Annotated in this window: 13 protein-coding genes; 7 read left to right on the top strand and 6 right to left on the bottom strand. The window is 65.4% G+C overall.

The genetic code is table 11. The features are described 5' to 3' along the window. Positions 1-2: 2 nt before the first annotated feature. Positions 3-908 (bottom strand): DMT family transporter, encoded by a 906-nt coding sequence (locus JKL46_RS27950; protein WP_201839507.1) that lies wholly within the window; start codon positions 906-908, stop codon positions 3-5. A 224-nt stretch (positions 909-1,132) separates the two neighbouring features. Next, entirely contained in the window at positions 1,133-2,536 is a 1,404-nt protein-coding gene (locus tag JKL46_RS27945; RefSeq protein WP_343074136.1) for a serine hydrolase, read from the bottom strand. A 213-nt stretch (positions 2,537-2,749) separates the two neighbouring features. Between JKL46_RS27945 and JKL46_RS27940 the strand changes: the two genes are divergently transcribed. Together JKL46_RS27940 and JKL46_RS27935 are read left to right on the top strand one after the other, a co-directional pair. After that, a complete protein-coding gene (locus tag JKL46_RS27940) occupies positions 2,750-3,652 on the top strand; it encodes an EamA family transporter (protein WP_201839502.1) in 903 nt (300 codons plus the stop codon). 65 nt (positions 3,653-3,717) lie between these two features. Further along, on the top strand, positions 3,718-4,872 hold the full coding sequence (locus JKL46_RS27935; protein ID WP_201839499.1) for a 2OG-Fe(II) oxygenase: 1,155 nt from the start codon (positions 3,718-3,720) through the stop codon (positions 4,870-4,872). On the opposite strand, the gene JKL46_RS36665 is transcribed toward JKL46_RS27935, so the two are convergent. The 3 genes from JKL46_RS36665 to JKL46_RS27925 are packed head-to-tail and all read right to left on the bottom strand — an operon-like array spanning position 4,869 to position 5,833. Continuing rightward, the gene (locus tag JKL46_RS36665; protein ID WP_343074135.1) at positions 4,869-5,024 is read right to left on the bottom strand and encodes an NUDIX hydrolase; all 156 of its coding nucleotides are present in this window, start codon (positions 5,022-5,024) and stop codon (positions 4,869-4,871) included. The genes JKL46_RS27935 and JKL46_RS36665 overlap by 4 nt on opposite strands. Further along, entirely contained in the window at positions 5,025-5,258 is a 234-nt protein-coding gene (locus tag JKL46_RS36660; protein ID WP_343074134.1) for an NUDIX hydrolase, read from the bottom strand. After that, positions 5,255-5,833 carry an LOG family protein gene (locus JKL46_RS27925; protein WP_201839494.1) on the bottom strand — a complete coding sequence of 193 codons (579 nt, stop codon included), beginning with the start codon at positions 5,831-5,833 and terminating at the stop codon, positions 5,255-5,257. Before JKL46_RS27925 ends, JKL46_RS36660 begins: the two co-directional genes overlap by 4 nt. Before the next feature lie 157 nt (positions 5,834-5,990). Here JKL46_RS27925 and JKL46_RS27920 point away from each other — a divergent pair, with 157 nt between their 5' ends. Continuing rightward, complete coding sequence (locus JKL46_RS27920; protein ID WP_201839484.1) at positions 5,991-7,157, top strand: acetyl-CoA acetyltransferase; 1,167 nt, start codon at positions 5,991-5,993, stop codon at positions 7,155-7,157. A 121-nt stretch (positions 7,158-7,278) separates the two neighbouring features. On the opposite strand, the gene JKL46_RS27915 is transcribed toward JKL46_RS27920, so the two are convergent. After that, positions 7,279-7,545, bottom strand: coding sequence for a BolA family protein (locus JKL46_RS27915; RefSeq protein ID WP_201839561.1), 267 nt, complete (start codon positions 7,543-7,545; stop codon positions 7,279-7,281). A gap of 90 nt (positions 7,546-7,635) precedes the next feature. Between JKL46_RS27915 and JKL46_RS27910 the strand changes: the two genes are divergently transcribed. From JKL46_RS27910 to JKL46_RS27895, 4 genes are all read left to right on the top strand, one after another. Then, on the top strand, positions 7,636-8,265 hold the full coding sequence (locus JKL46_RS27910; RefSeq protein WP_201839482.1) for a J domain-containing protein: 630 nt from the start codon (positions 7,636-7,638) through the stop codon (positions 8,263-8,265). A gap of 115 nt (positions 8,266-8,380) precedes the next feature. Next, positions 8,381-9,370: a cobaltochelatase subunit CobS gene (gene cobS, locus JKL46_RS27905; RefSeq protein WP_201839475.1), complete on the top strand. Its 990-nt coding sequence runs from the start codon at positions 8,381-8,383 to the stop codon at positions 9,368-9,370. Positions 9,371-9,516: 146 nt separating this feature from the next. Further along, positions 9,517-11,415, top strand: coding sequence for a cobaltochelatase subunit CobT (gene cobT, locus JKL46_RS27900; protein WP_201839472.1), 1,899 nt, complete (start codon positions 9,517-9,519; stop codon positions 11,413-11,415). Next, positions 11,412-12,300: esterase-like activity of phytase family protein (locus JKL46_RS27895; RefSeq protein ID WP_201839458.1), on the top strand; the 889-nt coding region annotated here is incomplete at its 3' end. The genes cobT and JKL46_RS27895, both read left to right, overlap by 4 nt.

Genomic DNA, 12,300 nt, shown 5'->3' with positions numbered 1-12,300 from the left:
GTTCAATCCGCAATCGGCACCAGCGGCGCGCCCTTCAGGCGGCGCTGTTCCAACAGAACGTTGGTGACGATCGCCGCCAGCACAAGGGTTCCGCCGGCGATCTGTAAGGGAGACAAAGTCTCGTTGAGGATCAGGGCCGACGAGATGGCGGCCACGACAGGCTCGGTGCAGTAGATGATCCCGGCGGCGACCGCCGTGATCCGCCCGAGCGCCAGGAATTGCAGCAGGAAGCCGAGAACGTAGCCGCCGATGGTCATGGCGACCGCGAAGGGCGCGGCGAGCAGAATCGAGGGCGGAGCAAGATCGCCCGCCGCCCATCCGATCAGCGCCGCGGTCGGCAGGACGAGCACGTGGATCCAGAAGATCTTCGCCATCACGCCGGTCCGGTAGCAGCGTGCAGCGGCAAAGAACTGGGTCGCCGTGGCGATGCTTGCGCCGAAGGCGAGCGCTAGGCCGCGCCAGTCGAGATCGCCGAAGGCCGGCCCGACCACCAGGACGACGCCGAGGGAGGCAAGCGCCACGACGCCGAGCAGGGCAGGGGTGAGCTTCGTGCCCTCCACGAACGGGCTCGCCAGCACGATCAGGATCGGGAAGGTGTAGAAGACCACGGCGGCCACGGTCACCGGGATAAAGGCGACCGAGGAGAGATAGCAGACGCTCACGAAGGTGGTGGAGATTCCGAGCAGAACGAGCGTCCCGCGTTCCTCTCGCGCCGCCTTCAACGAACTTCTGGTGACGGCGACGACGATGCCGACGAGCAGGAGCATCAGGAAGACCCGATAGACCACGATCGCCGAGCCGCTGGCGCCCGCGAAGGAGGCCACGCGGGCATAGACGATGTTCATGCCGTAGAGGCCGGCCGAAAGGCAGGCGAAGAGGAGGCCGTTGGTGGGAGAGCGGTGATGCATGATGGGATCGGTTCGGTGGGGATCGAACCGTTCACCCGGATGGAGGCGAATTGCAAGGGTTCGGGCAACAAGGGTTCAAGCAAAACGCCCGGTCGATAACCGGGCGTCTGGTGAATGCATTAGGCTATCGAGCTGGAACCGTTTCCAATTACGTGGAATCAGCTCTCCTCTTTAACTTTGCCGCATTTTTGACGGCGAACCGGATCCACTTCGCCGAAAATGTTCTAGTTGGCGACCGATTTCGGCTTGGACGAGGCGTCGGCCTTCTGCGGCGGCTTCTTGTCCGGTGTGGCCTTGGACTTGTCCGACGACGCCTTGGCTTTCGTATCGGCGGCGGGCTTCGAAGCCGGCTTGGCATTGCCGGAGACCGGCTTGACCGCGACGCTGGCGCGAGGCTGATCCTTGCCCTTTGCCGTTGACTTCACCGGCTTCTTATCGTCGCCGTCATCGGCATCGTCCGACACCTTCGCGTCGGTCTGCTTGGTGGATTCCTTCTTTCCGGCCGTCGCCTTCTTGGTCTTGGTCTTGCGGGCCTGCTCGGCGGCAGCCTCGGCCGCTGCCTGGGCGGCGATTTCGGCCTCGGACGGCGGGTTCAGGCCGATCCAGACTCGCTCCGGCTGAACGGCGGCGCGGGGGCCGAGCACCGTGCGCAGGGGCTTCTCGGCGGAAGCGCCGGCAAAGGCCATGACCTCGGAGGAGAAGAGGTTCGGAATGTTGCTGTCCGTCTCGGCGGCAACCGGGGTGTCCTCTTCCTGCGGCATCGGTCCGCGGCGGTCGCAGATGACCGGGCGCATGTCCGGCGGGGCCGCATTGGCGGAGGCCGGCAGGGCAGCGAGTTCCGGATTGGTGAAGTTCACCTTGCTGCTGAAGCCGCGGTCGAACAGCTCGGCCGCCTTGATGGTGCGCTCGTTGGCGGAGGGGGCTCCGAGCACCACGGTGATGAGGTGGCGGCCGCTGCGGGTGGCGCTCGCCACTACGTTGAAGCCGGAAGAGCAGATGAAGCCGGTCTTCATCCCGTCGGCACCGGGATAGCGTCCGATCAGTCCGTTGGTGTTGCGCATGACGCGGCGGCCGAACTGGACCGCGCCGATGTCGAAGAGCTCCCGGTATTGGGGAAATTCCAGCAAGAGCGCGCGGGCGAGCACCGCCATGTCGCGGGCCGAGGTCTGGTTGCGCTCGTCGGGCAGGCCGTGCGGGTTGGCGAAGTGGCTGCTGACCATGCCGAGGCGGCTGGCATGGGCGTTCATCAGGTCCGCAAAGCCGTCGATCGAGCCTCCGATATTCTCGGCGATGGTCGCAGCGATGTCATTGGCCGACTTGACCATCATGATCTTGAGCGCGTTGTCGAGCCGGATCTCCGTTCCGGGCTTGAAGCCCATCTTGGAGGGCGGCAGGGCCGCGGCGCCGTCGGTGACGGTGAGTAGCGTTTCCATCGACAGCTGGCCGGAGCGCACCTTGTCGAGGGCGACATAGGCCGTCATCAGCTTGGTGATGGAGGCCGGAAACCACGGGTCGGTCGCCCGCTCCGCATGCAGGACGCGACCGGACTCAAGCTCGACGACAAGAGCGGGGCCGCCGGCAGCCAGCGCCGAACCGCCGGTCAGGGCGGCCAGGACAAAGGCTGTCACGCGGAGGGCTCGGCTAACGTTCATACGGAACGACTCCTTGGCTTCGTTCAACGATAGGAGAGGATCGATCAAAGCCCCGCCTTTCAGCTGGGCTATTTTTAGAGCCAAACCCCGGCCTTGGCTAGGTTGGGCGGTTCTTGCTTGCTTAGGCTGCCCTTCTTAAGGAATTCCGTGGCAAGAGAGTGGCAAGAGCCGCGCGGTTTGAAGATCGACATGACAACATCCCTAATCTGGATCCCGGTGACCCTGGCCGCAGCGGCGGCTCAGACGGGGCGCAATGCCACCCAGCGACGGCTGACGGAAACCATCGGCACCGTGGGCGCGACCCAGGTCCGGTTCCTCTACGGCTTTCCCTTCGCCGTGCTCGCCCTTGCCGGAATGGCGCTCGCCACGGGCGAGCGGGTGCCCGGTCCGAATGCGACCTTCCTGGCCTATGTCCTGACCGGCGCCGTGACGCAGATCATGGCGACCGCGCTCATGCTCTCGGCGATGCGGGAGCGCGCCTTCTCGGTGGTGACGGCCTATACCAAGACCGAGCCGGTGCAGGTGGCGCTCTTCGGGCTTCTGCTGCTCGGCGATCACCTGACGCTGCCCATGGCCCTCGCGATCGCGGTGGCGACGGCAGGCGTGCTGCTGATGTCCGTGAAGCCGGGCACGAGCCTGACGGCGTCCGGTACCAAGCCGGTCGTGTCCGGTCTCGCCTCCGGCGCCTTCTTTGCGGTGGCTGCGATCGGCTTTCGCGGCGCCATCCTGTCCCTCGATGAGGGATCCTCGGTCATGCGGGCTTCAACAACCCTGGTCTGGGCGCTGGGCCTGCAGGCCGCGATCCTCCTGCTCTGGCTCGGTGCCTTCGACCGCAAGGCGCTGATGGCAAGCTTTGCGGCCTGGCGCCCCTCGCTCGGGGCCGGCTTCCTCGGCGCGCTTGCGTCCCAGTTCTGGTTCATCGGCTTCGCCCTGACCACGGCGGCCAACGTGCGCACCCTGGCTCTCGTCGAGGTGCTGATGGCGCAGGCGGTGTCCCACCGCTTCATGGCGCAGACGACGACCCGGCGCGAGCTCTTCGGGATGCTGCTGATTCTCGGCGGCGTGGCACTGCTACTCCTGGCGCAACGTTAGCTTGTCGCTGCGGCACGCGCATGGTAACGAATAACATAACATCTTTCGTCCAACGGAACCGTTTCATGACCGATGCCACTGCCTCTGCCGATGCTCAGCCCGCCTATCGCGTTCTCCAGGTCGGCGATCCGGTTCCCTGGTTCAAGCAGAACTCGACCAGCAATCCGCAATTCAGCTTCGACACGGTCGCCGGGCGCTACATCGTGCTGTGCTTCTACGGGATGGGATCGGACGAGGTCGGCCGCGCGACGCTCGCCTCCTTCCAGGAGGAGCACCGGTCCCTGTTCGACGACGACAAGCTCGCCCTTTTCGGCGTGAGCGTCGACCCGTCGGACCAGTCGGAGCAGCGTGCGAAGCAGGTTCTGCCAGGCATCCGTCACTTCTGGGATTTCGACGGCTTGATCGGGCGCCTCTACGGCGCCTTGCCGCGCAACGTCCTGCCGGGCGGCGGTCCGGTGCCGATCCGCCGCTTCTGGATGGTGCTCAATCCGACCTTGCGCGTGCGCGCCATCTTCCCGTTCGAGGAGGATGGCAGCGACCGCGCCAAGGTGATGGCCTATTGCCGGGACCTGCCGCCGGTCGAACGGTTCGCCGGCTTTGAGATCCCTGCTCCGGTGCTTGTCATTCCGGATGTATTCGAGCCGGAATTCTGCCGTCACCTGATCGGTCTCTATGAACAGCATGGCGGCGAGGAATCCGGATTCATGCGCGAGGTCAACGGCAAGACCGTTGCGGCGCACGATCCGAACCACAAGCGGCGCAAGGATTATACGATCGAGGATGCGAACCTGATCCGGCAGGTGCAGCATCGCATCATCCGACGCATCAATCCCGAGATTGAGCGGGTGCATTTCTTCAAGCCCTCGCGCATGGAGCGCTACATCGTCTCCTGCTATGCGGCGGAGGATGGCGGGCATTTCCGCGCCCACCGCGACAACACGACGAGCGGCACGGCCCATCGCCGATTCGCCGTGTCGATCAACCTCAACGGCGATTTCGCCGGCGGCGAGGTCAGCTTCCCGGAATACGGCCCGCGCAGCTACAAGGCTCCTCCGGGCGGCGCGGTGGTGTTCTCCTGTCCGCTTCTCCACGCGGTGTCCAAGGTCACGGAAGGGCGCCGCTTCGCCTTCCTGCCCTTCCTCTACGACGAGGAGGCGGCGAAGGTGCGCGAGGCGAACAATTCCAATCTCGGCGAGGGCGTCGGCGCGTACAGGGCTTAAAGGCGAAGCGCGAGGGGCAGGATCGTATCGCGCGTGAGAGGGGCAAGCAGGATATCGCCCGGATTGCGCGGATCGACCCAGGCCAGCTCCTCGATTTCGGCCTGGCAGGCGGTCTCGCCTGCGAGAGCGACCGAGTAAACGGTCGCGCGCACCTATCGTCCAGGCTCGTTTGCCGCGGGAGCCTCGAACATGCCGAGATGCTTTGCGGATCCCGCGACGATGCTGGCACCGAGTTCCTCGCGAAGCTCACGCGCCAGCGCATCCAGATCGCTCTCGCCGGGCTCGCGCTTGCCGCCCGGCTGCAGGAAGAATGCGGTGCCGCGCTTGCGCACGAGCAGGACGTGGCCGTTCCCATCGCAGACGAGGGCGGCGACGATCTCGATCACCGCTCGCCGGCCTTGATCCATTTGTCGACCTTGGGCGGCTCGTAGGCGCGGATTGCGCCGATCAGCGCCGCCGGCTCGTTCTCGACGATCAGCATGGCGCGGTGGATCGGCTTCACGAAGCCGCGCTCGACCACGTCGTCGAGGAAATCCGTGAGCTTGTCGTAGAAGCCGTCGGCGTTGAGCAGGGCGCAGGGCTTGCGATGATAGCCGAGCTGCGCCCAGGTCCAGACCTCGAACAGTTCCTCGAAGGTGCCGAGGCCCCCGGGCAGGGCGATGAAGCCGTCTGCCAGTTCCGCCATCAGCGCCTTGCGCTCGTGCATCGAGCTCACCACCCGCAGATCGCTCAAGTTTCGATGGGCGATCTCCTTGTCGACCAGCGCCTGCGGCATCACGCCGATCACATGGCCGCCTCTGGCGAGGGCCGCATCGGCCACCGCGCCCATCAGGCCGACGGAAGCGCCGCCATAGACCAGATCGATCCCCTGGTCGGCCATCGTCTCGCCGAGCGCCCGCGCCGCCTCGATATAGATGGGATCCTGGCCGCTGCTGGAGCCGCAGAAGACACACAGACGCATGGGACCCTCCTTCATGATTCGCATCGCTCATCGATGAACGACAGGACAGGGCCGAGCTCAAGACCTGGATGCAGGTCTGCGGATCGTTTGCACGACTTGCTGAACGGTCCAAAGAGGGCCACCTTGTCCCTCAACAACGATCTTCGAGGAGACTTCCATGACTGCCTGCATCGTCGGCTGGGCTCATACCCCCTTCGGCAAGCTCGATGCCGAGAGCGTCGAGAGCCTGATCGTCCGCGTGACCAACGAGGCGCTGGAGCATGCCGGGATCGGGCCGGAAGACGTGGACGAGGTGGTTCTCGGCCATTTCAACGGCGGCTTCTCCGCCCAGGATTTCACCGCCTCCCTGGTGTTCCAGGCGAGCGACAAGTTCCGCTTCAAGCCGGCGACCCGGGTCGAGAATGCCTGCGCCACCGGCTCGGCCGCCGTGCATCAGGCGATCAAGACCATCGAGGCGAAGCGCGCCAAGACCGTGCTCGTGGTCGGCGTCGAGCAGATGACGAGGACGCCGGGGCCTGAGATCGGCAACATCCTGCTCAAAGCCTCCTATCTGCCGGAGGACGGCGATACTCCGGGCGGCTTCGCCGGCGTGTTCGGCAAGATCGCGGGCACTTACTTCCAGCGCTACGGCGACCAGTCCGATGCGCTCGCCATGATCGCCGCGAAGAACCACAAGAACGGCGTCGACAATCCTTACGCGCAGATGCGCAAGGATCTCGGCTTCGATTTCTGCCGCGCCGAGAGCGAGAAGAACCCTTACGTCGCAGGTCCCCTCAAGCGCACCGATTGCTCGCTCGTCTCGGACGGCGCCGCGGCGCTGGTTCTGGCCGATACGGAGACCGCGTTGCGCATGAAGCGGGCGGTGGCGTTCCGGGCAACGGCCCATGCGCAGGATTTCCTGCCCATGTCGAAGCGCGACATCATCCAGTTCGAGGGTTGTGCGGAAGCCTGGCAGCGCGCGCTCTCGCAGGCCGGCATCCAGCTCAACGATCTCTCCTTCGTCGAGACCCATGACTGCTTCACCATCGCGGAGCTGATCGAATACGAGGCCATGGGCCTGACCCCGCACGGGCAGGGCGCGACGGCTGTCAAGGAAGGCTGGACGAATCGCGACGGCAGGTTGCCGGTCAACCCTTCCGGCGGTCTTAAAGCAAAGGGCCATCCCATCGGGGCCACCGGCGTTTCCATGCATGCGCTGAGCGCGATGCAGCTCTGCGAGGAAGCGGGAGGCATCCAGGTGAAAAACCCGGTCCTCGGCGGCATCTTCAACATGGGCGGCGCCGCAGTGGCGAATTACGTGAGCGTGCTCGAGCGGATCAAATGACGCCGCACCTCTCGTCATCACCGGCCTTGTGCCGGTGATCCCGATTGGAGAAGCGCTGCGCCTCATCGTATCGGGATGGCCGGGACAAGCCCGGCCATGACGCGCTAGGTCGATTTCGGCCTTACTCCCCCGGCGCCTTGGCCTGGATGGCCAGGGCGTGCAGCCCCCTCTCGAAAGCACCTTTCAAGGTCTCATTGACGAGGCGGTGGCGCTCGACACGGCTCTTGCGGGAGAACGCTTCCGATACGATATAAACCTGGAAATGGGTTTCTCCGCCTTCCCGCCATCCAGCGTGGCCGTGATGTTTTTCTGATTCGTCGATGACGGTCAGTTCGGTCGGCTGCAGGTTCTCCTGCAATGTCCGTGTGATCCAGTGCTGAAGGGTCATGCTGATTTGTAAAACCTTTTTGAACGGATGTGCGGCCAAAAGCGCTCGGGCCTTGGCTCAGGACCTCAAGCCACTCATAATCGCTGAATCATGGATCTCAACTCGCCTCTTTTCGACCGCATCCGGATCAAGCCTTCTTGCGAGGAGCCGCAGGAGGCCAAGGGACCGGTATGCGAGCACCCGACCTGCAAGGCCGCGGGAGAGTATCGTGCGCCGAAAGGGCGGGACCGGGAAGGGCAATACTGGCGCTTCTGCCTCCAGCACGTGCGCGAGTACAACGCCTCGTACAACTATTTCGCCGGCATGTCCGATTCCGCCGTTGCGGCGTTCCAGAAGGATTCCGTCATCGGCCACCGTCCGACCTGGACCATGGGCATGAACTCTTCCGGGCAGAGCGAGGGGCCGAGCGCCAAAGCGGAGCCTCGCGACTGGGGTTATTTCGACCCTCTTGGAGTCCTGCGCGGCGAGGATTTCACCCAGGCCCGGACCAGCCGCGCCAAGCCTGAGCCGAAGCGGCCGCGCTATACGGGCGCCGTGCGCCGGGCGCTCGACATCCTCGGACTCGATGAGACGGCCGAGGGGCCTGCCATCAAGGCCCAGTACAAGGCCCTGGTGAAACGGTTCCATCCGGATGCCAATGGCGGCGACCGCTCCTTCGAGGAGCGCCTGCGCGACATCATCAAGGCGCACGACACGCTCAAAAGCGCCGGGCTCTGCTGAAGCGATACCTATAAGGCAGGCCCGATAGGCTCATTAGGAAATTGCGCCGTTCCGTCATGGGGGTTAAGAAGCCCATGACATTTTCGAGACACACTTCAAAGACCGAGAGGCCCCTATGACGGCACAAACCGAGACAGCGACCCTTCTGCCCGACATGAAGGTGTCCGTGCGACAGGTCTTCGGCATCGACTCGGATCTGGAAGTTCCCGCCTTCTCGCAGGCCGAGGGGCATGTGCCCGATCTCGACCCCGATTATCTCTTCGACCGGGATACGACTCTCGCCATCCTCGCGGGCTTTGCCCGCAACCGCCGCGTCATGATCACCGGCTACCATGGCACCGGCAAGTCGACCCATATCGAGCAGGTGGCCGCCCGCCTGAACTGGCCCTGCGTGCGCGTGAACCTGGACAGTCACGTCTCCCGCATCGATCTCGTCGGCAAGGACGCCATCGTGCTCCAGGAAGGCAAGCAGGTCACCGCGTTCCAGGACGGCATACTGCCCTGGGCGCTCCAGAACAACGTGGCCCTGGTGTTCGACGAATACGATGCCGGCCGCCCGGACGTGATGTTCGTGATCCAGCGCGTGCTGGAACAGTCGGGCAAGCTCACGCTTCTCGACCAGAAGCGCGTGATCCGGCCTCACCCGGCCTTCCGCCTCTTCGCCACCGCCAACACGGTGGGTTTGGGCGACACCTCGGGCCTCTATCACGGCACGCAGCAGATCAACCAGGGCCAGATGGACCGCTGGTCGATCGTCACGACCCTCAACTACCTGCCGCACGACAAGGAGGTGGACATCGTCCTCTCCAAGGCGAAGCACTATCAGGAGAATTCGGAAGGACGCGACATCGTCAACAAGATGGTGCGCGTGGCCGATCTCACCCGCTCGGCCTTCATGAACGGCGACCTCTCGACCGTCATGAGCCCGCGCACGGTGATCACCTGGGCCGAGAACGCCGAGATCTTCGGCGATACGGGCTTCGCCTTCCGCGTCACCTTCCTCAACAAGTGCGACGAGCTGGAGCGGACCCTGGTGGCCGAGTTCTACCAGCGCTCCTTCGGCAAGGAACTGCCGGAAAGCGCCGTGAACATGGTGCTGAGCTAATCAACGATCAGGCATCCTCATCCTGAGGAGCGTAGCGTCTCGAAGGACGAGGATGCCGGGTCCAGAGTTTTCTGGAAGCGCCCTCGTCCTTCGAGACGGCCTTTGGCCTCCTCAGGATGAGGGCTTATCGGAAGCGACAGGCAAAAATGTCCATCTCGAACCGCAAGCCAGGTGACAAGAAGGAAGCGCCGGCGGAGCCGCTGAAGCGCTCCATTGCCGGCACCATGAAGGCGATCGCGCGCAAGCCCGATCTCGAGGTCGCCTATGCTTCCGACCGTCCGGTGCTCATGGGCCAGGACAAGGCCCGCCTGCCGGAGCCGCCGCGGCGACTGACCCCGCAGGACGTGGCGGTGCTGCGCGGCAATGCGGATGCCATGGCGCTGCGTCTCGCCTGCCACGACACCGCTCTTCACCGCAGGCTCGCTCCCGAAGGCCAGGCCGCCCGCGCCGTATTCGATGCGGTCGAGCAGGCGCGCGTGGAATCCATCGGCTCCCGGCGCATGGCCGGCATCTCCTCCAACATCTCGGCCATGCTGGAGGATCGCTATCACCGCGGCGGCAAATACGAGGAGATCACCGACCGGGCCGATGCGCCGCTCGAGGACGCCCTTGCGCTCATGGTGCGCGAACGGCTGACGGGTGCGAAGCCCCCGCCGTCGGCTGCCAAGATCGTCGACCTCTGGCGTGGTTTCATCGAGGACCGCGCCGGACGCGATCTCGACGGCCTGCTCAAGAACATCGAGAACCAGCGCAGCTTCGCCCGCAACATCCGCGAGCTGCTCTCCTCCCTCGACATGGCGGACGAGGCCGCTCTCGATTCGGAGGACGAGGAGAACGAGGACGAGACCGAATCCGAGGAGCAGGAGCAGCAGGGCGAGGGCGAATCCGAGCAGGAGGCGCAAGGCGACCGCGCCGAGGTCGAGATGAGTGAGGATTCCAGCGACGAGATGGAGGACGGCGCGACGGAGGAGGCCGATGGCCCCTCCGGCGAGATGCCTGAGGAATCCGAGGAAGCGGATTCCGAGGATGCCGGCGAATCCTGGCGCCCGCCGTCGCGCGCGAACGAGCATCGCGGACCCGACTACAAGCCCTATACGCAGAAATTCGACGAGACCATCCATGCGGAGGATCTCTGCGATGCGGACGAGCTGACGCGCCTTCGCGCCTATCTCGACAAGCAGCTTGCCCATCTCCAGGGCGTGGTCGGGCGCCTCGCCAACCGGCTGCAGCGCCGCCTGATGGCGCAGCAGAACCGGTCCTGGGAATTCGACCTGGAGGAGGGGACGCTCGATCCCGCGCGCCTGCCGCGCATCGTCATGGATCCGTTCCAGCCCCTGAGCTTCAAGCAGGAGCAGGACACCAATTTCCGCGACACGGTGGTGACGCTGCTCCTCGACAATTCCGGCTCCATGCGCGGCCGTCCGATTACGGTCGCCGCCACCTGCGCCGACATCCTCGCCCGCACGCTCGAGCGCTGCGGCGTGAAGGTCGAGATTTTGGGCTTCACCACCCGCGCCTGGAAGGGCGGGCAGGCGCGCGAGATGTGGCTGCAGAACGGCAAGCCGGCCAATCCCGGGCGTCTGAACGACCTGCGCCACATCGTCTACAAGTCGGCGGATGCGCCCTGGCGGCGTGCGCGCAAGAATCTCGGCCTGATGATGCGCGAGGGCCTGCTCAAGGAGAACATCGACGGCGAAGCCCTCGACTGGGCGCACAAGCGCCTGCTCGGGCGGCCCGAGCAGCGGCGCATCCTGATGGTGATCTCGGACGGCGCGCCGGTGGACGACTCGACCCTGTCGGTCAATCCCGGCAACTATCTCGAGCGGCATCTGCGCTACATCATCGAGGAGATCGAGACCCGCTCGCCGGTGGAGCTCATCGCCATCGGCATCGGCCACGACGTGACGCGCTATTACCGCCGCGCCGTGACCATCGTCGATGCGGAGGAACTCGGCGGCGTCATGACCGAGAAGCTCGCGGAGCTCTTCGAGGAAAATGCCGGCCCGCCGGCCCGCAGCGCACCCCGCCGCAGAGCCGTGGCTTGAGGCTTTCCCGACGACAATTCCTGACCGGCGGTGCCGCCGCCGCCGCGACGCTCGCCTGCACGGGCGTCGCCCTCGCGCAGCGTCCGCAGGCCTTCCGGGGTGCGACCGCCATCGACGTGGAGGCGCGGCCCATCGCCCGCCTGTCGACCGCCGATCCGGACCGCTCCCGCTTCGGCTCCCTGATGTTCCGCTCCGGGATCGACCTGCGCTCGACGGTTTCGGCCTTCGGCGGTTTTTCCGGCTTGTGGCGTTCCGCCAACGGGGCGGAGATCATCGCGCTTGCCGACAATGCGCAGGTGCTGAAGGCGCGTGTCGAGACTTCGGACGGGAGGCTTTCCGGCCTGTCCGGTCCGGTGCTCTCTCCGCTCATCCTCGCCAATGGCGTGCCCATGCGGCGCTCGCGCTATTACGACACCGAGAGCTTCGCGCTCTCCGGCAACAGCGCCTATGTCGGCGTCGAGCGCAACCATGCGGTGGTCCGGTTCGAGCGCACGGCTGCGGGGAGCATCGTGAAGGGCGTTCCGATTCCCGTTCCGCAGGGAGTCCGGGATCTGCCCAGCAATGGCGGCCTCGAGGCACTCGGCATCGCGCCGCAGCGCTCGCCTCTGAACGGCGCGCTCGTCGGGATCGCCGAGGGCGGCACGGGTTTCATTCTCACGGGACCGCGACAGGGCTCGTTCGAGGTCGCCCTCTCCGGCGGCTATGCCGTCACCGATCTGGCGTTCCTGCCGGACGGCGATGCGGTGCTCCTGGAGCGGCGCTTCTCCCTCTTCGGCCTCGGCTGCCGTCTGCGGCGGATCGAGGCCGGTTCGTTCAGGCCGGGCGCCCGGCTCGACGGCGATATCCTCTACGAGAGCGAGGCCTCGCATCAGGTCGACAACATGG

The sequence above is a fragment of the Microvirga zambiensis WSM3693 genome (assembly GCF_016735695.1).
Lineage (GTDB): Bacteria > Pseudomonadota > Alphaproteobacteria > Rhizobiales > Beijerinckiaceae > Microvirga > Microvirga zambiensis.
Note: the sequence above shows the minus strand (reverse complement) of the source record. Positions and strands in the feature narration are given on the sequence as shown.

Bases quoted from the DNA above. Each gene is read 5' to 3' on its own strand.
- JKL46_RS27950 (WP_201839507.1), bottom strand. From the start codon at position 908: ATGCATCACCGCTCTCCCACCAACGGCCTCCTCTTCGCCTGCCTTTCG.
- JKL46_RS27940 (WP_201839502.1), top strand. From the start codon at position 2,750: ATGACAACATCCCTAATCTGGATCCCGGTGACCCTGGCCGCAGCGGCG.
- JKL46_RS27935 (WP_201839499.1), top strand. From the start codon at position 3,718: ATGACCGATGCCACTGCCTCTGCCGATGCTCAGCCCGCCTATCGCGTT.
- JKL46_RS27925 (WP_201839494.1), bottom strand. From the start codon at position 5,833: ATGCGTCTGTGTGTCTTCTGCGGCTCCAGCAGCGGCCAGGATCCCATC.
- JKL46_RS27920 (WP_201839484.1), top strand. From the start codon at position 5,991: ATGACTGCCTGCATCGTCGGCTGGGCTCATACCCCCTTCGGCAAGCTC.
- JKL46_RS27915 (WP_201839561.1), bottom strand. From the start codon at position 7,545: ATGACCCTTCAGCACTGGATCACACGGACATTGCAGGAGAACCTGCAG.
- JKL46_RS27910 (WP_201839482.1), top strand. From the start codon at position 7,636: ATGGATCTCAACTCGCCTCTTTTCGACCGCATCCGGATCAAGCCTTCT.
- cobS (WP_201839475.1), top strand. From the start codon at position 8,381: ATGACGGCACAAACCGAGACAGCGACCCTTCTGCCCGACATGAAGGTG.
- cobT (WP_201839472.1), top strand. From the start codon at position 9,517: ATGTCCATCTCGAACCGCAAGCCAGGTGACAAGAAGGAAGCGCCGGCG.